At 65.8% G+C, this 20,055-nt stretch carries 20 protein-coding genes and 1 pseudogene; 9 read left to right on the top strand and 12 right to left on the bottom strand.

The genetic code is table 11. The annotated features are described in order from the left end of the window. Positions 1 to 12: 12 nt before the first annotated feature. The 3 genes from hsaD to hsaB are packed head-to-tail and all read left to right on the top strand — an operon-like array spanning position 13 to position 2,369. Positions 13 to 903 carry a 4,5:9,10-diseco-3-hydroxy-5,9,17-trioxoandrosta-1(10),2-diene-4-oate hydrolase gene (gene hsaD, locus G6N13_RS05400; RefSeq protein ID WP_163695121.1) on the top strand — a complete coding sequence of 297 codons (891 nt, stop codon included), beginning with the start codon at positions 13 to 15 and terminating at the stop codon, positions 901 to 903. After that, positions 900 to 1,799, top strand: a complete 900-nt coding sequence (gene hsaC / locus G6N13_RS05395) for an iron-dependent extradiol dioxygenase HsaC (protein WP_163695120.1) — start codon at positions 900 to 902, stop codon at positions 1,797 to 1,799. The genes hsaD and hsaC overlap by 4 nt, the downstream gene beginning before the upstream one ends. A gap of 3 nt (positions 1,800 to 1,802) precedes the next feature. Continuing rightward, a complete protein-coding gene (gene hsaB, locus G6N13_RS05390) occupies positions 1,803 to 2,369 on the top strand; it encodes a 3-hydroxy-9,10-secoandrosta-1,3,5(10)-triene-9,17-dione monooxygenase reductase subunit (RefSeq protein WP_163695119.1) in 567 nt (188 codons plus the stop codon). Between the two features lie 76 nt (positions 2,370 to 2,445). On the opposite strand, the gene G6N13_RS05385 is transcribed toward hsaB, so the two are convergent. Genes G6N13_RS05385 through fadD3 form a run of 5 tightly spaced genes read right to left on the bottom strand, consistent with a single transcriptional unit; the run spans position 2,446 to position 8,221 of the window. Further along, complete coding sequence (locus G6N13_RS05385; RefSeq protein ID WP_163695118.1) at positions 2,446 to 3,609, bottom strand: pyridoxal phosphate-dependent aminotransferase; 1,164 nt, start codon at positions 3,607 to 3,609, stop codon at positions 2,446 to 2,448. Positions 3,610 to 3,619: 10 nt separating this feature from the next. Beyond that, complete coding sequence (gene ipdE2 / locus G6N13_RS05380; RefSeq protein ID WP_163695117.1) at positions 3,620 to 4,579, bottom strand: acyl-CoA dehydrogenase IpdE2; 960 nt, start codon at positions 4,577 to 4,579, stop codon at positions 3,620 to 3,622. After that, on the bottom strand, positions 4,576 to 5,532 hold the full coding sequence (locus G6N13_RS05375; protein ID WP_163695116.1) for an acyl-CoA dehydrogenase family protein: 957 nt from the start codon (positions 5,530 to 5,532) through the stop codon (positions 4,576 to 4,578). The genes ipdE2 and G6N13_RS05375 overlap by 4 nt, the downstream gene beginning before the upstream one ends. After that, positions 5,529 to 6,683, bottom strand: coding sequence for an acyl-CoA dehydrogenase family protein (locus G6N13_RS05370; protein WP_163695115.1), 1,155 nt, complete (start codon positions 6,681 to 6,683; stop codon positions 5,529 to 5,531). The genes G6N13_RS05375 and G6N13_RS05370 overlap by 4 nt, the downstream gene beginning before the upstream one ends. Beyond that, positions 6,683 to 8,221 (bottom strand): 3-((3aS,4S,7aS)-7a-methyl-1,5-dioxo-octahydro-1H-inden-4-yl)propanoate--CoA ligase FadD3, encoded by a 1,539-nt coding sequence (gene fadD3, locus G6N13_RS05365; RefSeq protein WP_163695114.1) that lies wholly within the window; start codon positions 8,219 to 8,221, stop codon positions 6,683 to 6,685. Before fadD3 ends, G6N13_RS05370 begins: the two co-directional genes overlap by 1 nt. 81 nt (positions 8,222 to 8,302) lie before the next feature. Here fadD3 and ipdE1 point away from each other — a divergent pair, with 81 nt between their 5' ends. The 6 genes from ipdE1 to G6N13_RS05335 all read left to right on the top strand — a co-directional run bounded on the left by ipdE1 (position 8,303) and on the right by G6N13_RS05335 (position 14,091). Further along, entirely contained in the window at positions 8,303 to 9,457 is a 1,155-nt protein-coding gene (ipdE1, locus tag G6N13_RS05360) for an acyl-CoA dehydrogenase IpdE1 (RefSeq protein ID WP_163695113.1), read from the top strand. Further along, positions 9,457 to 10,248, top strand: a complete 792-nt coding sequence (gene ipdF, locus G6N13_RS05355) for a (5R,7aS)-5-hydroxy-7a-methyl-1-oxo-2,3,5,6,7,7a-hexahydro-1H-indene-carboxyl-CoA reductase (protein WP_163695112.1) — start codon at positions 9,457 to 9,459, stop codon at positions 10,246 to 10,248. Before ipdE1 ends, ipdF begins: the two co-directional genes overlap by 1 nt. Beyond that, positions 10,245 to 10,838 carry a TetR family transcriptional regulator KstR2 gene (gene kstR2, locus G6N13_RS05350; RefSeq protein ID WP_163695111.1) on the top strand — a complete coding sequence of 198 codons (594 nt, stop codon included), beginning with the start codon at positions 10,245 to 10,247 and terminating at the stop codon, positions 10,836 to 10,838. The genes ipdF and kstR2 overlap by 4 nt, the downstream gene beginning before the upstream one ends. A gap of 14 nt (positions 10,839 to 10,852) precedes the next feature. Continuing rightward, entirely contained in the window at positions 10,853 to 12,013 is a 1,161-nt protein-coding gene (gene fadA6 / locus G6N13_RS05345; RefSeq protein ID WP_163695110.1) for a steroid 3-ketoacyl-CoA thiolase FadA6, read from the top strand. Between the two features lie 447 nt (positions 12,014 to 12,460). Further along, a complete protein-coding gene (locus G6N13_RS05340; protein WP_163695109.1) occupies positions 12,461 to 13,186 on the top strand; it encodes a V-type ATP synthase subunit E family protein in 726 nt (241 codons plus the stop codon). A 92-nt stretch (positions 13,187 to 13,278) separates the two neighbouring features. Further along, a complete protein-coding gene (locus G6N13_RS05335) occupies positions 13,279 to 14,091 on the top strand; it encodes a coiled-coil domain-containing protein (RefSeq protein ID WP_235677939.1) in 813 nt (270 codons plus the stop codon). Between the two features lie 274 nt (positions 14,092 to 14,365). On the opposite strand, the gene G6N13_RS05330 is transcribed toward G6N13_RS05335, so the two are convergent. The 7 genes and pseudogenes from G6N13_RS05330 to echA20 form a co-directional block, all read right to left on the bottom strand. After that, positions 14,366 to 15,478: an NDMA-dependent alcohol dehydrogenase gene (locus G6N13_RS05330; protein ID WP_163695107.1), complete on the bottom strand. Its 1,113-nt coding sequence runs from the start codon at positions 15,476 to 15,478 to the stop codon at positions 14,366 to 14,368. Between the two features lie 50 nt (positions 15,479 to 15,528). After that, a pseudogene (locus tag G6N13_RS05325) lies at positions 15,529 to 15,897 on the bottom strand (hypothetical protein); the annotation flags it as partial. Between the two features lie 37 nt (positions 15,898 to 15,934). Beyond that, entirely contained in the window at positions 15,935 to 16,525 is a 591-nt protein-coding gene (locus tag G6N13_RS05320) for a SatD family protein (protein WP_163695106.1), read from the bottom strand. Between the two features lie 29 nt (positions 16,526 to 16,554). Beyond that, positions 16,555 to 17,616 carry a (3aS,4S,5R,7aS)-5-hydroxy-7a-methyl-1-oxo-octahydro-1H-indene-4-carboxyl-CoA dehydrogenase gene (gene ipdC / locus G6N13_RS05315; protein ID WP_163695105.1) on the bottom strand — a complete coding sequence of 354 codons (1,062 nt, stop codon included), beginning with the start codon at positions 17,614 to 17,616 and terminating at the stop codon, positions 16,555 to 16,557. Continuing rightward, the gene (gene ipdB, locus G6N13_RS05310) at positions 17,613 to 18,389 is read right to left on the bottom strand and encodes a cholesterol ring-cleaving hydrolase subunit IpdB (protein ID WP_163695104.1); all 777 of its coding nucleotides are present in this window, start codon (positions 18,387 to 18,389) and stop codon (positions 17,613 to 17,615) included. The genes ipdC and ipdB overlap by 4 nt, the downstream gene beginning before the upstream one ends. Further along, the gene (ipdA, locus tag G6N13_RS05305; protein ID WP_163695103.1) at positions 18,386 to 19,264 is read right to left on the bottom strand and encodes a cholesterol ring-cleaving hydrolase subunit IpdA; all 879 of its coding nucleotides are present in this window, start codon (positions 19,262 to 19,264) and stop codon (positions 18,386 to 18,388) included. The genes ipdB and ipdA overlap by 4 nt, the downstream gene beginning before the upstream one ends. Beyond that, positions 19,261 to 20,016 carry a (7aS)-7a-methyl-1,5-dioxo-2,3,5,6,7,7a-hexahydro-1H-indene-carboxyl-CoA hydrolase gene (gene echA20 / locus G6N13_RS05300; protein WP_163695102.1) on the bottom strand — a complete coding sequence of 252 codons (756 nt, stop codon included), beginning with the start codon at positions 20,014 to 20,016 and terminating at the stop codon, positions 19,261 to 19,263. Before echA20 ends, ipdA begins: the two co-directional genes overlap by 4 nt. Positions 20,017 to 20,055 lie beyond the last annotated feature (39 nt).

Genomic DNA, 20,055 nt, shown 5'->3' with positions numbered 1-20,055 from the left:
CGGGTCAACCCGATGACCTCCTTCATCCAGGAAGCGGAGTCTGTCCGGGAGTTGACGCATTCGTCCACCTCCCGCTACGCGCAGGTCCGCGACGATATGCGCCTGCACTTCCACGAGGCGGGCGTCGGCAATCCCCAGACCGTGGTGCTGTTGCACGGTGGCGGTCCCGGTGCGTCCAGCTGGTCGAACTTCTCCCGCAATATTGGTGTGCTCGCCAAGCACTTCCACGTGCTCGCGGTCGACCAGCCGGGTTACGGCCACTCGGACAAGCATCCCGAGCATGAGCAGTACAACCGTTACAGCGCGACGGCTTTGCTGAATTTGTTCGACCATCTCAAGATCGATCGCGCCGACCTGATCGGCAATTCGCTGGGCGGTGGAACCGCGGTGCGGTTTGCGCTGGACAACCCCACACGCGCCGGCCGACTGGTCTTGATGGGTCCGGGCGGGCTGTCGGTCAACCTGTTCGCCCCCGACCCCACCGAGGGCGTGAAGCTGCTGGGCCGGTTCACCGCCGATCCGACGCGCGAGAACATGGAGAAGTTCCTGCGCATCATGGTCTTCGACCAGAAGCTGATCACGCAGGAGCTGATCGAGGAACGTTTCGCGATCGCGAGTACCCCCGAATCGCTGGCAGCGGCCAGGGCGATGGGAAAGTCGTTCGCGGGAGCCGATTTTGAGCTCGGCATGATGTGGCGCGACGTGCACAAGCTGCGACAACGAGTGCTGCTGATCTGGGGCCGGGAGGACCGGGTCAATCCGCTCGACGGCGCACTGGTGGCGCTGAAGCAGATTCCGCGTGTGCAGCTGCACGTTTTCGGGCAATGTGGACATTGGGCTCAGTTGGAGAGGTTCGACGAGTTCAACAAGCTGACCGTTGATTTCCTCGGAGGTGGAGCATGACGCTGAAGGCGCTGGGCTACATGCGAATCGAGGCCACCGATGTGGGGGCCTGGCGCGATTTCGGCACCAAGGTGCTCGGGATGGTGGAGGGCGACGGGGCCATCGCCGATGCGCTCTATCTACGCATGGACGAATTCGCCGCCCGCTTGGTGATCGTGCCGGGCGAACAGGACCGGCTGCTGGTCTCCGGCTGGGAGGTCGCCGATGCGCCCGCGCTGCAGGGCCTGCGCGAGACCCTGGCCAAGGCGGGCGTCGACTTCGTCGAAGGCACCCGTGAGGAGAAGTCCGAGCGGCGGGTCGAGGGTCTGATCCGGTTCTCGGATCCGGCCGGCAACGTTCTTGAGGCGTTCCACGGTGCGCAGTACCTGGGCCGCCGGTTCGTCAGCCCGTACGGCCACAAGTTCGTCACCGCCGAACAGGGCCTCGGGCACGTCGTGCTGACGTGCGACGATGATGCTGCCGCCCAGGCGTTCTATCAGGATGTGCTCGGCTTCCGGTTGCGGGATTCGATGAGCCTGCCCCCGCAGATCGCCGGCCGGCCGGCCGACGCCGATCCGGTTTGGCTGCGGTTCTACGGCTGCAACCCGCGGCACCACGCGCTGGCGTTCATGCCGATGCCCAATCCGACCGGCATCGTGCACCTCATGGTCGAGGTGGAGAACTCCGATGACGTCGGGCTGTGCCTGGATCGTGCCAACCGCCGCAAGGTGAAGATGTCGGCGACGCTTGGCCGGCACACCAACGACAAGATGCTGTCGTTCTATATGAAGACCCCCGGCGGCTTCGACGTCGAATTCGGTTGCGAGGGGCTCGAAGTGGACGATGACGGTTGGATCGCCCGGGAGAGCACCGCGGTCAGCCTCTGGGGCCACGACTTCTCCGTCGGATTCAAGTAGCCGATGTCCGCGGCCGAGATCGACCCTCGCACGTTCCGACACGTGCTGGGCCAGTTCTGCACCGGCATCACGATCATCACGACGATCCACGACGACGCTCCGGTCGGGTTCGCCTGTCAGTCGTTCGCGGCGCTGTCGCTTGAGCCTCCGCTGGTGTTGTTCTGCCCGACCAAGCTGTCGCGATCCTGGGCGGCTATCGAGGCCAGCGGAAAGTTCTGCGTTAACGTCCTGCACGAGAATCAGCAGCATGTGTCAGCCCGTTTCGGCTCGAGGGAACCGGATAAGTTCGCCGGAATCGACTGGAGCCCAAGCAGACTCGGCTCACCGGTGATCGACGGAACGCTGGCCCACATCGACTGCACGGTGCATTCGGTGCATGACGGCGGTGACCACTTCGTGGTGTTCGGCGCGGTGCACTCGCTGTCCGAGGTGCCGAAGAAGAAGCCGCGCCCGCTGCTGTTCTATCGGGGCGAGTACACCGGTATCGAGCCGGACAAGAACACCCCGGCGCAGTGGCGCGACGATCTCGACGCCTTCCTCACCGCCACCACTCCCGACACCTGGTTGTAGGTCTGCTGGTCGACGAACGCGATGATCGCACCGGCCACCTCGCGGTGCACGGTCTCGGAATGCTCTGAGGCGCCTTCTAGCGCGCCAGCCAGGGCCCGAGGCGGCGCAGCGCTTCGTCGATATCGCTGGACGGTCCGGCGAACGACAGCCGGACGAACGACCCGCCGCGGGCGGGGTCGAAGTCGATCCCCGGGGCGATCGCCAATCCGGTGTCGGCCAAGAGCTTCTCGCAGAACGTCAACGAGTCCGAGGTGAAGTCGGAGACGTCGGCGTAGACGTAGAACGCCCCGTCGGTGGGCGCCAGGCGGCTGATGCCGACCTGGCGCAGACCGGCCAGCAGCGTCTCCCGGTTGGCGCCGTAGTGGTGCAGGTGGCCCTCGGCCTCGGCTATCGCATCCGGGGTGAACGCCGCCACGCCCGCGAATTGCGGGAGCACTGGCGGGCAGATGGTGAAGTTTCCGGTCAGGCAGTCCACTGCGCGCCGCAGTTCCTTGGGCACCAACAACCAGCCCAGCCGCCAGCCCGTCATCGCGAAATACTTCGAAAAACTGTTCACCACAACGGCATTGCGTGACGTCTGCCACGCGCACGACGTCTCGGGTGCTCCGAGATAGACCAGCCCGTGATATACCTCGTCGCTGATGAGCCGCGCTCCGGTCGCATCGCACCAGGATGCTATCGCCGCGAGCTCCTGCGGCGGGATCACCGTGCCGGTGGGATTGGCGGGGCTGGCCACGATCACGCCCTGCACCGGTGGATCCAGCTCGGCCAGCATCTGCACGGTGGGCTGGAATCGGGTTTCGGGTCCGCACGGGATCTCCACCACTTCACAGCCCAGTGCGGACAGGATGTTGCGGTAACAGGGGTAGCCCGGGCTGGCGATGGCCACCCGGTCGCCGACGTCGAAACACGCCAGGAACGCCAGCAGGAAGCCACCCGAGGACCCGGTGGTCACCACCACGTCATCGGCGCTGACGTCCAGACCGTAGCGGCTGGCGTAGGACCCGGCGATCGCCTCTCGTAGCTCCGGGATGCCAAGCGCGACGGTGTAGCCGAGCTGCTTAGCCTCCAGTGCGGCCGCCGCAGCCGCTCGCACCGGCTCCGGGGCACCGACGCTGGGCTGGCCGGCCGACAGGTTCACCAGGTCGCCGTGGGTGCGCTGGCGCTCGGCGGCGGCCAGCCAGACGTCCATCACATAGAACGGCGGGATGCCGGCTCGCAGAGCAACGCGGTTGTTCACTCCGGTCAGGTTAGAGCACTTCGGATTCGAGCTGGCGGAGTTGATCGGACACCGAACCCAATAACTGAGCGCTGCCGTGTGCCCGCTTGAAGTACAGCTGGATGTCGTGTTCCCAGGTGATCGCGATGCCGCCGTGCATCTGGATGGCCTCGCCTGCGACCTTGGTGAACGCTTCGGTGGCAGCCAGGCGCGCCAGCGCGGCGTTCACCGGCGTGGGATCCGCGATGGCGTCGGCCACGACGGCGCGCGCTGATTGGACGGCGACGTACAGGTCGGCCATCCGGTGCTTGAGCGCCTGAAAGCTGCCGATCGGCCGGCCGAATTGCACGCGTTCCTTGGTGTATTCGACGGTGAGTTCCAGGCACCGCGCTGCGGCGCCGATCTGCTCGGCCGCGAGCAGGATCGCGGCAGTGTCGGCCAGTCCGGGATCGGTGCCGATCACCGTGGTCGAGCCGGGGGTGAGGCGGGCCAGCCGACGGGTCGGGTCCATGGTCGCCAAAGCCCCGGCAGTGACATCACTCCACCGGACCAGCGAGTCACCGTCGACAGCAACCACCACGTCGGCGACATCGCCATTGACGACGTAACCGGGATCGAAGACCACTGCGCCGATGGCCTCGCCGGCGGCCAGCCCCTCGAGGGTGTCGGTATCGGGCTCCCCCCCATTTTCCAAGGCGGAGAGCAGCGCCAGCTCGGCCAGCGTGGTGCCGAGCAGCGGCGTGGGAACCAGGCCGCGGCCCAGCTCTTCGAGAACCGCTGCGGCATCGGCCAATTCACCGCCGGCGCCGCCGAGTTCCTCGGGGACCACCAGGGCGGCCACACCGACCTGCTCGCAGAGCTTCGTCCACAACGCTTCGTCGTAGCCGCGCTCGGACTCCATCGCTTCGCGTACGGCGGCCGGTGCGGCGTGCTTGTCGATCAGTGCCGCGACGGTGTCACGCAGCATCTGCCGTTCTTCGGTCGATGTCATGCCAGCGCCTCCAACACTCGACGTCGATGACTGGTCGGATCGCCCCACGCCGAATGCAGCGCCTGCACTCGCAGCAGCCACAGCGACAGATCGTGTTCGGAGGTGTACCCGATGGCGCCGTGCGTCTGCAGCGACGACCGCGCGGCCAGCAGTGCCGCATCCGAGGCGGCGGCCTTGGCCGCGCTCACATCCCGCGCGGTATCCGGAGATCCGTCGGCCAGCGACAGTGCCGCGCCGTAGACGAGGGGACGAGCCAGTTCCACGGCGATGTGAACATCGGCCAGCGTGTGCTTGAGCGCCTGGTAGCTGCCGATGATGCGGCCGAATTGGCTGCGCTGCTTGGCGTATTCGACCGCCATGTCGAGCATGGCCTGGCCGGCGCCGACCAGTTGGGCGGCGGTGGCCAGTGCACCGAATTCGTACGCTCGCGCGACATCGGCGTCGCGAGCCTCGCCGGTGGCGGCGACGTCGAACAGCCGTCGGCTGGGGTCGACCGATTCGTGTCCGTCGCCGACGGCGGCGTCGCTGACCCGGCCGTCCTGCGCCAGGAGAGTCAGCCCGGCGAAGTCGGCGTTGACGGCGCGCGGCACCGCCGGCGGCAGTGCGACCGTCGCGATCAATTCCCCGGCGGCCAAAGCGGCGGAGCGCTCGTCGTCAACCAGGAGGATCGGTGCCACCGCAATGGATTCGGCAACCGGGCCGGGCACATTCCAGCGGCCCAGCCGTTCCAGCGCCACCACCAGGTCGACGGGATGTGCCTCGATGCCGTCGTATTTCTCGGGCACCGCCAACGCGGTCACACCCAGGTCGGTCAGCGCCGACCACACCTTGCGGGCAGGGGTGGTGTCACCCTCGGCCCAGGCGCGGACGGCACCCGGTACGTCGGCAGCCCCCAGCGCGGCATCGATACTGGCGGCGAAATCCCGCTGCTGTTCGTCGAGTGCGAATTTCATTTCTTCGCTCCTGCGCTGGCTGAGCTTTCTCGGGGCAGTCCGAGCAACCGCTCGGCGATGATATTGCGCTGAATCTCGTTGGTGCCGGCGTAGATCGGGCCACCGAGCGCGAACAGCAGACCATCGGTCCAGCCGTCGGCGAGTTCGGCGTCGGCACCGCGAAGCTCCAGCGCAGCCTGATGCAGGGCTACGTCGAGCTCGGACCAGAACACCTTGGTCACCGACGACTCAGCACCCAGTTCACCGCCGCCAGCGACCCGGGTCACCGTGCCGAAGGTGTGCAACCGGTAGGCCTGTGCCTTGATCCAGGCGTCGGCCACCCGATCGGCGAACGCCGGGTCGGACCCCCGATCACGCCACTGCGACACCAGCCGCTCGGCGGGCGCGAGGAAGCGAGCGGGGCTGCGCAGGGACATACCGCGCTCGTTGCTCGACGTGCTCATCGCCGCGCGCCAGCCGTCGTGCACGCCGCCGATGACATCGGCATCGGGAACGAACACGTTGTCGAAGAAGATCTCGCCGAACCCGGTGTCCCCGCCGAGCTGGGCGATCGGGCGGACTGTGACGCCGTCGGCCTTGAGGTCGAACATGAAGTAGGTCAAGCCCTTATGGCGTTGGGCCTCGGGGTCGGACCGGAACAGTCCGAATCCCCGCTCGCCGAAGACTGCCCGCGAGCTCCAGATCTTCTGGCCGTTGAGCAGCCAGCCGCCGTCGGTCTGGGTGGCTGTCGAGCGTAGGGAGGCAAGGTCGCTGCCGGACTCCGGCTCCGACCAGGCTTGGGCCCAGATCTCTTCGCCGCTGGCCATTTTCGGCAGCACCCGGTCCAGCTGTTCGTCGGTGCCGTGCGCGAACAGCGTCGGCGCGAGCATCGACGTGCCGTTGGCGCTGGCCCGTCCCGGCGCCCCGGCGCGGAAGTACTCCTCCTCGTAGACCACCCACTGCAGCAGGCTCGCGTCGCGGCCGCCGTATTTCTCGGGCCAGGTGATCACCGAGAGGCCGGCGTCGAACAGGACGCGATCCCAAACCCGGTGTTGCTCGAATCCCTCGGCGGTGTCATAAGACTTCGTCGGGAACGAGTCGGACTTGGCCGACAAGAAGGTGCGCACCTCATTGCGGAACTCTTCGGTGGCGTCGTCGTAGCGCAGATCCATCAAACCATCTCTCGCAGTGTGGGTTTGACCACTTTGCCGCCAGGGTTTCGTGGCAGGGTCGCCACGAAGACCACCGAGCGCGGGGTCTTGAAATTGGCCAGGTGTTTCTTGGCGTAGTCGATGACGGCTTGCTCGTCGAGGTCGCTGCCATCGCGGCGGACGATGAATGCCCGCCCGACTTCGCCGAGGCGATCGTCGGGAACGCCGATCACCGCGGCGTCGGCCACACCGTCGAGGCGGGCCAGCACCTGCTCGATCTCGGCGGGGTAGACATTGAAGCCGCCGCAGATGTACATGTCCTTGAGGCGGTCGGTGATGCGGAGGTTCCCCGCCTCGTCGACGGTGCCGACATCGCCGGTGTGCAGCCATCCGTCGGCGTCGATCGCCGCGGCGGTGGCGACCGGATCGTCGAGGTAGCCGAGCATCACGTTGGGCCCGCGCAGCAGCACCTCGCCGGCGCCGGCCTCGTCGGGGGAGTCGATTCGTAAGTCGAAGTCGGCGATCGGGCGCCCGCAGGTGGTCGCGACGGTGACGGCGTCATCGTCGGCGCGGCACATCGTGCCGAAGCCGTTGGCTTCGGTGAGTCCGTAGGCGGTGAGCACGATGTCGAAATCGAGCTCGGCCTGCATCCGTTCGATCAGCACGACAGGCACTGTCGCCGCACCGGTCACCGCGAAGCGCAGCGAGCTCAAGTCGTAGTTCTTGCGGGCCGGATGGTCCAGCAGCGTCTGGAAGATCGTCGGCGGGCCAGGCACGACGGTGATGCGCTTGTCGGCGATCACCCGCATGGCCTGTTCAGGGTCGAAGGTGAGTTGGGGGATCAAGGTGGCGCCGGTCTGCAGGCAGGCCAGGATGCCGGCCTTGTAGCCGAAGTTGTGGAAGAACGGGTTGATGCAGAGATAGCGGTCGGCGCTGGTGAGCTGACCGCACTCCGCCCACGCGGCCGGCGCGGCGAGTGACTGCCGGTGTGCGCACAGCACACCTTTGCTGCGCCCGGTGGTGCCCGAAGTGAACAGGACGTCGGACGGATCATCGGGGCGCACCGCCGCCGCGCGCGCGTCTACCTCCGACAGGTCTGCTTGCGGACCGGCAAGGAACTCGTCCCAGGTGCCGTCCTGTTCGTCGATGGGGATGCCGACGATGTGCCGCAACTCGGGCAGCTTGGCGCGGTCGAGGTCGCCCACGCGGTCGGCACCGAGGAACTGGCCCATCCCGAACAGCAGCGGCGCCGCGGTGCGAGCGAGGATGTCGGACGCCTCGGCGGCGGTGTAGCGGGTGTTCAATGGCACCATCACGCCGCCGGCGTACTGGATGGCCAGGCAGGCGATCGCCCAGTGCCAGGTGTTCGGCGACCAGATCGCCACTCGATCGCCGGGGAGCACGCCAGCGCCGATCAGTGCCGCCGCGGCGCGGCGAACCTCGTCGCGCAGGCCGGCGAAGGTGAGAGTGCGATCTTCGGTGACGAGGGCGTCGTGGTCGGCGAAGTCGACTGCCATCCGGTCGAGCACCCCAGGTGTGGTGCGCGGTTGGCTCGTCATCGAGACTCCTATGAATGTGATCGCCCGGCGAAGCGTCGCCCGGGCTAACAAAGCAAGTGCTTGGTAGGTTAGCCTACAAGGGTGATCACGGTCGAGGAGTTCCGGGCGGAGGTCCGCGAGTGGCTGGCCGACAATCTCGTCGGTGAATATGCCGCGCTCAAGGGCCTCGGCGGCCCGGGTCGGGAGCATGAAGCCTTCGAAGAGCGTCTCGCGTGGAACCGGCATCTGGCAGCGGCGGGCCTGACCTGCCTGGGCTGGCCGGTCGAGCACGGCGGCCGCGGCCTGTCCGTCGCGCACCGGGTGGCGTTCTACGAGGAGTACGCAAAAGCCAACGCCCCCGACAAGGTCAACCACTTAGGCGAGGAACTGCTCGGGCCCACCCTGATCGCATTCGGCACGCCCGAACAGCAGCAGCGGTTCCTGCCCAAGATCCTCGATGTCACCGAGCTGTGGTCTCAGGGATATTCGGAGCCGGGCGCGGGCAGTGATCTGGCCAACGTGTCCACGGCGGCCGTCCTGGATGAGGAGAGTGGGCAGTGGCTCATCAATGGCCAGAAGGTGTGGACATCACTGGCGCACTGGGCGCAGTGGTGCTTCGTGGTGGCCCGTACCGAGAAGGGCTCCAAGCGCCACGCCGGGTTGTCCTACCTGCTGGTGCCGCTGGATCAGCCGGGCGTGGAGATCCGCCCGATCATCCAGCTGACCGGCGACTCGGAATTCAACGAGGTGTTCTTCACCGATGCGCGCACCGACGCCAACCTGGTGGTTGGCGAGCCGGGCGACGGCTGGCGGGTGGCGATGGGAACGCTGACCTTCGAGCGTGGGGTGTCCACACTGGGTCAGCAGATCCGTTATGCCCGTGAGCTTTCCGGTATCACCGAACTGGCCAAGACCACCGGCGCGATCGAGGATCCGCTGATCCGGGAGCGGCTGGTCCGGTCCTGGGCCGGGCTGCAGACAATGCGGTCCTATGCGATGGCGACGATGGATGTCGAACAACCCGGCCAGGACAACGTGTCGAAGTTGTTGTGGGCCAACTGGCATCGCGATCTCGGCGAGCTCGCGATGGATATCAAGGGTCGCTCCGGCCTGCTGCTGTCCGACGGGGAATTCGACGAGTGGCAGCGGCTGTACCTGTTCTCCCGCTCGGACACGATCTACGGCGGCTCCAACGAGATTCAGCGCAACATCATCGCCGAGCGGGTGCTCGGTCTGCCGAGAGAGGTGAAGGGCTAGTGGCGTCATTGTCGGAGGTCCCCAACGAGATTGAGGGCCACGGCCTGCTCAAGGGCAAGGTCGTGCTGGTCACCGCAGCGGCCGGCACCGGCATCGGCTCCACGACCGCGCGCCGGGCTCTTCTCGAGGGTGCGGACGTCGTGATCTCCGACTACCACGAACGCCGCCTGGGCGAGACCCGAGACGCACTGGCTGGCCTCGGCCTCGGCAAGGTCGACGCGGTGGTCTGTGACGTGACGTCGACAATGGCGGTGGACGCGTTGATCGCGTCGACCGTCGAGAAGGCCGGCCGTCTCGATGTTCTGGTGAACAATGCCGGACTTGGCGGCCAGACCCCGGTGATCGATATGACCGATGACGAGTGGGACCGGGTGTTCAATGTGACGCTGTCGTCGGTGATGCGCGCGACTCGCGCGGCGCTGCGTTATTTCCGTGACGCCGGCCACGGCGGCGTGATCGTCAACAATGCCAGCGTCCTGGGGTGGCGGGCCCAGCATTCGCAGTCGCACTATGCCGCGGCCAAGGCCGGTGTGATGGCGCTGACACGGTGTAGCGCAATCGAAGCCGTCGAGTACGGGGTGCGTATCAACGCGGTCTCCCCGAGCATCGCGCGGCACAAGTTCCTCGAGAAGACCAGCTCGGCCGACCTACTGGACCGGCTGTCGGAAGGCGAAGCATTCGGCCGCGCCGCCGAGCCGTGGGAGGTGGCGGCCACCATCGCCTTCCTGGCCAGCGACTACTCGAGCTACCTGACCGGCGAAGTCATTTCGGTGTCGAGCCAACGCGCATGACCGAGCCGCCGGTCAGTCGTCGCGACGAGCTTCTGGTGCTCGCCGCAACGATGTTCGCCGAACGCGGTTTGCGCGCAACCACTGTGCGCGATATCGCCGACTCGGCGGGCATCCTGTCCGGCAGCCTCTACCACCACTTCAAAAGCAAGGAGCAGATGGTCGAGGAGGTCCTGCGTGACTTCCTGGACTGGCTGTTCGAGCGCTACCAGCGGGTCATCGGCACCGAGCCCAATCCTCTGGAGCGGCTCAAGGGCTTGTTCATGGCGTCGTTCGAGGCCATCGAAGACCGGCACGCGCAGGTGGTGATCTACCAGGACGAGGCCAAGCGGCTGTCGTCGCTGCCGCAGTTCGACTTCGTCGACGTGCGCAACAAGGAACAACGCAAGATGTGGCTCGACCTGCTCAACGAGGGTGTCAAGCAGGGGTACTTCCGCCCGGATATCGACGTCGACGTGGTCTACCGGTTCATCCGGGACACAACGTGGGTGTCCGTGCGTTGGTATCAGCCAGGCGGACCGCTGACAGCCGAGGAAGTCGGCCGCCAATACCTCGCCATCGTCCTGGGCGGCATAGCCGTGCCTAACAATTGATTAAGGAGATCGACATGGCCCCCGCATCACAGGCATACGTCATTGACGCCGTACGCACCGCGATTGGGAAGCGCAACGGTTCGCTTGCCGGTGTCCACCCGGTGGATCTGGGTGCCATCGCATGGCGTGGATTGTTCGAGCGAGTTGATGTCGATCCCAGCGCGGTCGACGATGTGATCGCCGGTTGTGTGGATGCCATCGGCCCGCAGGCCGGCAATATCGCGCGGTTGTCGTGGCTGGCGGCGGGCTTCCCCGAAGAGGTGCCCGGCGTTACCGTCGACCGCCAGTGCGGCTCCAGCCAGCAGGCGATTTCGTTTGGTGCGCAGGCGATCATGTCCGGGACGGCAGACCTGATCGTCGCCGGCGGTATGCAGAACATGAGCCAGATCCCGATCTCGTCGGCGATGACCGCCGGTGAGCAGTACGGGTTTACCTCTCCGACCAACGAGTCGAAGAGCTGGCTGCATCGTTATGGCGATCAGGAGATTTCGCAGTTCCGCGGCGCGGAGATGATCGCCGAGAAGTGGGGCATTTCCCGCGAGGATATGGAGCAGTTCGCACTGACCAGCCACCAGCGTGCTCAGGCCGCTATCCGGGCCGGCCACTTCGAGAACGAGATCCTCGACGTCGAGGGCTTCCGCACCGATGAGGGGCCACGCGAGACCTCGCTGGAGAAGATGGCCGGGCTCAAGACCTTGGTCGACGGCGGCCGTCTGACCGCCGCGATGGCCAGCCAGATCTCCGATGGTTCCAGCGCGGTGCTGTTGGCCAGCGAAGAGGCCGTCAAGACCCACAAGCTGACCCCGCGGGCCCGCATCCACCACATCAGCGCCCGCGGCGCCGATCCGGTGTTCATGCTCACCGGTCCGATCCCGGCGACCAAGTACGCCCTCGCCAAAACCGGCCTGACGATCGACGATATCGACGTCGTCGAGATCAACGAGGCGTTCGCGCCCGTGGTGCAGGCCTGGATCAAGGAGACCAAGGCCGACCCGGCCAAGGTCAACCCCAACGGCGGTGCCATCGCACTCGGCCACCCGCTCGGGGCCACCGGTGCCAAGCTGTTCGCCACCATGCTCAATGAGCTCGAGCGCGTCGGGGGCCGCTACGGCTTGCAGACCATGTGTGAGGGTGGCGGCACCGCCAACGTCACCATCATCGAACGGCTCTCATAACTTTCGCCGATTGTGCGGTTCCTTAGAGGCTCGCCGTCACAGCTTGAGGATGTCAGCGTATTGCCTTGGCACGTCATCGGCGGTTACCAGGGTCGAATCCCGGCATCCGGACTACGGCGACACCAGGAGAGGGAAATGTGAAGGTGGTTATGAGCCTGTGTCCAACCGATCTCTGCGACGAGAGATCGTGCGGCTGAGTTTTCCCGCGCCAGTATGGCGCGAAGGTGCGGCGTCCAGGGGGTCTCTCAAGGCGGTTCCCAGGCGATTTGGCGAAACCTTCGGACGCACTTATCCACAACAACCGCTAACAGTGGGGGATAAAAAGACTTGCAGTCTGCAAAAGACTTAGGGTGTGTTACGCTGCCGCGCGTGGCCTCTAGCGACGCGCACCTGCAACGACAAGAGCGTGAGTCCGTGGGTTTTGCACTCAAACGAATGTCACGGCAAATGGAACGACCCGACGGTCAGGTCGGCGAGTTGCGAGCGGTGGCCCGGGCGGGGGAGTCGCGGATGGCGATCCTCCACGACCAGTTGGGCAGGTCGCAGGCCGAACTGGAGGCAATGTCGGCGCGGTTCACCGAGGTGGCATCGGCCATCCCCGACGACATCGGCTTTCTGGGTGATCGGCTGTCTGCGATTCTCAATGCGGCCAGCGTGGAGGCCGACGAGATTCGCGGTGAGGCCCGTCGAATGGCCGAGTTAATACGGACAGACGCCGAGGAGAACGCCGCTGGAATTCTCGCCGAAGCCCAGCTCGACTATCAACGGGCCACCAAATTGCGCGAAGATGTCGAGACGCAGGGTGAGCAAGCTCTGAGTGAGATTGCCCAACTGCGTGAACAGGCGGCACGCGACGCCGCCGAGACGGTAGCCCAGGCCAGGGCGAAGGCCGAGGAGACTTTGATCGCGGTGCAGCGGCAGGTTGATGCGCAGCTGTCCGCTGCGAGCACCAAATTGGACGAGCTCAATCACGTGCGCGCCAAGGTTGTCGCGCAACTGCAGCATTTCTACGACACATTCACCACGCTCGAGCAACCGTGGGGCGAGGCGGATTCCGCTCGCACCGCATCCTTGGCACCGGCCCCAACCACGCTTGACGTATGGATCCATGATGGGGCGCATTCGTCGGTCGAAATGGACTCGGCTCATCACTCGCTCGGTGACGTAGGATAAACCGCATCCCAAACTAAGGCTTACGAGAGACTCAGATGGCGAGAGCAATTCCCGCGCTGGACGCGCAAATACGTGGGTTCGATCGCGCCCAGGTGACCGACTACATCGCGCGCCTTCACAGTGAGATCGAATCGCTCGAGGATCAAGTCCGCGTCCTCGAACGCAACGCGACTTATGCCGAGACCGATCGTGAACGGCTCAACGCCGAGATCGACCAGCTGCGCAACGACATCCAAAGGCTTTCTGGGCCAATCGATTCAGTTGAGGGCATGTCGGACCGGATCGCCCGGATGATGCGCGTCGCCTCCGACGAGGCTCGCCGAACCAAGGCGATGGCCCGTGACGAGGCGGAGTCGCTCACCCGCGAGTTGCGCGACGAATTGGAGACGGCCCGTCAGGACAGAGCCATCGCGAGCGCTGCGCTGGCTGAACTCCAGTCATCCACCGCCGACCGCCGGGAACAGATTCTGTTGGAGGCCAAAGCACAGGCTGAGGAAGTGCTGCAGGCCGCCTATGACGAACGCGCGCGGCTGGCCGAGGGAATCGAGGAGGCCGAGCGTCGGCGCCGCGAGATGCAGCTCCACCTCGCCGAGGAAGACGAGCGACGCCGCCGCGAGGCGCTCAGCCGCCTCGAAGAGCAGATCAAGTCGCGGTGGGAGCAGGCCGAGGTTCAGATTGCCGCCCTTGAGAAGGAGGGCCGCCTCAAGGTCGCGAACATGGTCGCCTCCGCAGAGCGCGACACACAGTCGATCAAGGAGCGCACCGAAGCTGAGATCAAGGAATTGCTCAAGACGCGGGCAGATGTCCTGGCTGCACTGGGCGAGATTCAGAGCCGTATCGATGGTGCGGTCCGCCGAGATCGCATCGCCGTCGTGAAGGCACCGGCGGTGAACGACGAGGCTTGACGTCCCGCGGGTGGTTGATTTCGCATACCACCAAGACAGCGCGCGCCATCGTTCGCAGAGGAATGGTTTCGGCACTCGTGACTCAAAGACATTGAGGCCGTCATGCTTTCAAACTGTCTCCGCGCCGATTCCGTGAAGGTGTTTTCGCTGCTCAAAGTGCACAGCCACGGCACATGTAGACCTGATGCGGCTCTAACAACTTTCGCCGATTGTGCGGTTTCATACGCGGCCCGCCGTCACCGCCGTATGAAGCCGCACAATCGCGGCAGATGCCTCAGTGCTCGTGCAGGACCACGCCGCGGATGTTGCGGCCGGCGAGCATATCGACGTAGGCGTCGTTGATCTCACCCAGCTTGTACTCGTGGGTGACGGTCTCATCGAGCAGCAGCTTGCCCTCGCGGTAGAGGCTGAGCAGCTTGGGGATGTCGGCGCGCGGATTGGCCTGGCCGTACAGGCTGCCGAGCAGACGCTTCTGGAAAAGCGTGAACATCGTCATCGGCAGCACCGGCGTCACATCGGTCATCGCGGCCAGTGCGGTCAGCACCACAGCCCCACCCTTGCTGACGAGTTCTAACGCGTCGTTGATCATCTCGCCTTTGACGAGCCCGACGGTCAAGAGCGCGGAATCGGCCATCACCCCTTTGGTCAGCTCGCGAACCAGTTCGGTGCCTTCGGCGATCGAGGTCGCGAAGTGGGTGGCGCCGAAGAGAAATGCCTTGTCCCGCTTGCTCTCCACGATGTCGATCACGATGATCTTCTCCGCGCCGGCCAGTCGGGCCCCTTGGATGGCGCCGCTGCCGATACCGCCGCAGCCGATCACCACCACGGTGTCGCCGGGGCGGACATCGGCCGTGTTGACCGCCGACCCCCAGCCGGTGGTGACGCCGCAGCCGAGCAGGCAGGCTCGGGTCAGCGGGATATCGTCGTCGATCTTGACCAGCGAGGCCTCCGGCACCGTGCCGTAGGGGGCAAAGGTGCCCAAACCGATTGCGGCGTAGATATCTTGGCCGCGCGCGTGCCTGCGGAACGTGCCGTCGGGCTGCAGGCCCATCAGGATTTCGGCGCCCATGTCACACAGGTTCGACTTGCCGGTCGCACACCAGCGGCAGCGCCCGCAGGCGGGCAGGAACGCGGCGACGATGTGATCGCCCACCTGCAGCTCGCGCACCCCCGGCCCGACTTCCCGCACGATGCCGGCACCCTCGTGCCCACCGATCAGGGGGATCGGCGCCACCAGGTCACCGTCTCGGATGTGATGATCGGAATGGCACAGGCCGGTGGCCTCGAAGGAGACGAGCACCTCGCCGTCCTTCGGCGGATCGAGCTCGACTTCTTCGACGCTCCAGTCTTGGCCGTACTCCCACAGGATGGCGGCGTTCATTTTCATGATCCACAAGGTATGACGGCGACGCCGTTCACCGACGACGAATCGCGAACCTAGCCCGCCATCGTGAGCGCCAGCCCGCCGAGCGCGACGATCCAGCTGGCGAAGCTGCCCACTAAGAAGTACTCGGTGACATCGTCAATACCGATACCGCCGTTTTCCCAGGCCTTTTGGGCATTGATCTCCGGGAACCGGATGGTGCTTTTGGCTGCCACCACCGCGGTCGCGGTGGCCACCTGCAGCAGAATCACGCTTGCCACCACCATGATCCGGGTCGGATCGGCCGACGTGAGGCCAGTCACCGGAGCCCAGGACATCCAGGCCTTGACCAACCCGGCCACTGGCGAGCCCACCCCCGACAGCACGATGAGCACCGCCAGCGGTGCGGCCTGCCTGCGGCCGACTCGTTCAGCGTGCGCACACGACAGCTGATGGCGATGAGGAACACGGCGACACCGCTCATCGGACGGCTCGCAGGTCTCGGGTGGCGAGCACCAAAAGATCTAGCCCGTCGCGCGCTGTCCGCTGCGACACCGCCGAGGCGCTGATCCCTTCCGTATCCGCCAATTCCTTCTTCGTCTTCTGGTCGAGTAGTCCCCGAAGCAGTCGCAGGGACCGGGCATCCATTGATCCAAGCAGGTGGTCCCGACATAACAGGGCGGCGTTGACGGCGTCGGGATCCGGTCCGGTCTCGCCGTGGCGGCGGTATGCCGTGCGCACGGTCGCCAACGCCGGTTGCTGCTGGGCGGCCGCGGTCCACTCGATCGCTTCGCGCGCCGACCACCACCCGGGACCGTCCTGAATGCCGGCACCGGCGTCGAGCACAGTCACCTCACCCCAGCCGATGCCGAACCGCACATCGATCTCCGGGGCCAGTGCCAACCGCACTGCGAGGGCAGCGGCTATCGCGTCGCCGACCGTCGGATAGCTGCCTTGGAACTCGTCGCTGACGGTGAAGGCCAGGGGAGTGCCGGCCGGCGTCTGGGTGATGCGGCGATGGAGTTGGCCGCGGTCGGAGGCGTGCCGCGAGTCGACGACGTCGCCGATCAAGGTGGCACGGTCGAATGAAGTAGATAGCTTTACTCGACGAAAGCGGCGGCAGCCTGCAGGTGTGTGATGGCGTCGGCGACGATGGTTGGCACCAGCTCGGCGCAGGACGGCAGGCTTTCGATGATCCCGGCGACCTGTCCCGAGGCCAGCACGCCCGCTTCGGTATTGCCTTCGACCAGGCCGGCCTTCAGCAGCATCGGGGTATTGGCGGCCATCAGCACCTGCGACCAGGTGAGGTCCTTGCCGTGGCGCATCGCCAGGCCGTCACGGATCATCCCGGCCCACGTCATCTGCGACATCTTCTTGAACTTGGCCGCGTTGCGCACCGCCGCGGTGAAACCACGGATCGGTGAGCCGCTTTCGAGCTTCTCGACGAGTTCGGTACGCAGCACGCGGTGCGGCATGCCGTCCACCCGGGTGGATACGACGGTGCCGTCAAGCGCGGCCTTGAGGTAGCGCTGCTTGACGTCCTCGGGCACCGTGGAATCAGAGGTCAGCAGGAACCGGGTGCCCATCGCGACGCCCGCGGCGCCGTAGGACAGCGCCGCGGCCAGGCCACGCCCGTCGAAGAAGCCACCCGCGGCGATCACCGGGATGTCGACCGCGTCGAGGACCGAGGGCAGCAGCAATGTGGTCGCCACCGGACCGGTGTGGCCGCCTCCTTCGCCGCCCTGCACGATCACAGCGTCGGCACCCCAGCCCGCCACCTTGCGAGCGTGCTTGGCCGCACCGACCGACGGAATCACCACCGAGCCGGCTTCTTTGAGCTTCGCGATCAGTTCCTGCTTAGGCGCCAGCGCGAAGGACGCGACCTTGACTCCCTCGCGGATCATCAGGTCGACGCGATCACCGGCATCGGCACCGTCGGCACGGATGTTGACCCCGAACGGCTTGTCGGTGGTGGCCTTGACCTTCTTGATCGCGGTCGCCAGCTCGTCGATCGTCATCGTCGCCGAGGCCAGGATGCCCAGGCCGCCGGCATTGGACGTGGCCGACACCAGCCGCGCACCAGCGACCCAGCCCATACCCGTCTGCACGACGGGGTGCTCAATCCCGATCAGCTCCGTCAGCGGGGTCTTCAGATGAGTCATCGGACCTCTTTGTCCCTGAGACCTTTTGGATCGATCACTTCTTGGATCAGCTTCTGCTCTTCTGCGGATGGCAGGCGGCTGATCTCGGCGTCACCGAGGCCGTGCACCTCGAATGAGGTGTTCTCGGCGACATCTTCGGGACTCACGCCGGGGTGCAGTGACACTGCCCGCATCTGATGGTCGGGCCCGTTGAAGTCGAACACGCCCAGGTTGGTCACCACGCGGAAGACGTTGACGAAGCGGTACGCCGGGTTGTCCGAATCAACCTTGTCCCAGCCGATTCCGGAGACGATATCCACAGAATCCCCGAACACCCGCTTGGAGTGGTTGCCGACCCAGTAGCTGGTGGCGTGGTTGATGGTGTTGCCCGGTGCGCCGCGCACGCCGAACATCTGCCGTGTCGGATGCTGCAGCGGGCCGAATGCCGACAGGTTCTGATTGCCGTAGCGGTCGATCTGGTTGGCACCCATCACCACATGGCGCCGGCCCCACGAGAGCGTCTCGAAGACGCGGCCGAACGGCATCCAGCCTTCGATGGCTCCGGTGGCGCCCATCGCCGGGGTGTCGGCGTAGATGCGAGCCTCACCGTCGGTGATCAGGATGTCGGGGGAGAACGTCAGGCGGGCCAACCGGGCGCCGATGGAGACGATATTGGTCATCGGCGAGACCATGATCTCGCCTGCGTCGCGGAACAATTCGGCGCACGCGACGGCGCACACCTCGGCGCGGGTTGCGGATCGATCCCCCGTCGCTTCGCTCGCCTCGGCGATCATGCCTGCTCCTCCTTGAACTTACGCACGGCAGCTTGGTAATCGGCCTCGCTACCGGACAGGTAGGTCGTCACGAACTCGGCCCAGGTCTCATCGGATGCCGCGGCTTCGGCGTAGTGCCGCTGGAATTTCTCGTCGCGCCGGTAGTCGGGCTCGGCCGTGGTGAAGTGGGCGCCGTTGGGTGCCTCCACGACCTTATCGACCATCATCCGGTTGATCAGCAAGGCTTGCACCGGAACGGATTTCACCAGCTCTTCGGTGGACACCACCTTCTCGACCGACAGCAGGCGCTGCTGTGCCGACATCAGGAATAGGTCATCGAAGTACGGGTCGATGCCGGTGTAGGCGGCATTGCCCTGCGCATCACCGAGATTCAGGTGGGCGAACGCGACATCGAGGTTCAGGGCAGGCATCGCGACGAGCTCTTCGTAGTTATCGCCGGTCGGATACGGGGATTTGACGGTCTTGAGCTCGTCACCCCAGAACGCCCGGACGTCGCTGCCCAGGCCCGCGCGGATCGGCAGGAACGGTAGCCGCTGTGCGGCGGCTTGCAGCCCGCAACGCAGCATGCCTTCGTCCATCTCGCGCGACTCGATCGCGCCCGCGGTGCGCGCCTTGGCGAACCAGGGGTCGTAGAACGGCGGCGAATCCAGCGACACGAAGCCGTAGTAGACGCGCTTGACCTTGCCCGCCGAGCAGAGCAGGCCGAGATCGGGGCCGCCGTAGGTGACGACGGTGAGGTCGGTGACGTCGGTGCGCAGCAGTGCGCGGATGAAGGCCATCGGCTTGCGCCGGGAACCCCAGCCGCCGATGCCGATAGTCATCCCGCTTTCGACGACCGATACGGCCTCGTCGAGAGTTGTTCTCTTATCGCTCATTTCGACCCCTTGTCGGTTCCCGCGAACGCGTCGCGGTGCTCGTCGGAGACGCCGGCCAGGTTGAGCTCGAACGTAAAGCCCTGCTCCATGCGGTATCTCGCATTGACAGGCTGGACGTCGATGAGGTTCAGCGCCTCCTTGGCAGCGCGGATCACCCGGGTGTCCTTGGAGGCTATGTCGCGGGCGACCCGCAGCGCGGCCTCGTCGAGATCGGCACGGGGCACCACTTCGTGCACCGACCCGAAGTGGTGCAGCGTCTCGGCACTCACGGTAGCGGCGGTGAAGAACAGCCGCCGCATCATGTGCTGGGGCACCAGGCGGGACAGGTGGGTGGCCGCACCGAGGGCACCGCGCTCCACCTCGGGCAGGCCGAACTTCGCGTCGTCGGACGCGACGATCACGTCGGCGTTGCCGACCAGGCCGATGCCGCCGCCGACGCAGAATCCGTTGACGGCCGCGACCACCGGCACCTCGCACTCGTACACCGCGCGGAAGGCGTGGAAGCACCCACGGTTGGCGTCGATCAGCGCGGTGAAGCCCTCGGTGTTCTGCATCTCCTTGATGTCGACACCGGCGTTGAATCCGCGGCCCTCGGCACGCAGGATCACCACGTGGGTGCTGCGGTCGCGGCCCGCGGCGGTGATCGCATCACCGAGTTCGAACCAACCCCGGGAGGGGATCGCGTTGACGGGCGGATAGTTCACCGTGACGGCGACAATGCCCGGCTCGACGGTGCTGGTGGTAATGGTCATCGGAATACCTGAGCCACTTCCTGACGGGGTGAGTGCCTA

Origin of the sequence: Mycolicibacterium sarraceniae, from assembly GCF_010731875.1 — a bacterium.
In the GTDB taxonomy this organism is placed as follows: domain Bacteria; phylum Actinomycetota; class Actinomycetes; order Mycobacteriales; family Mycobacteriaceae; genus Mycobacterium; species Mycobacterium sarraceniae.
Note: the sequence above shows the minus strand (reverse complement) of the source record. Positions and strands in the feature narration are given on the sequence as shown.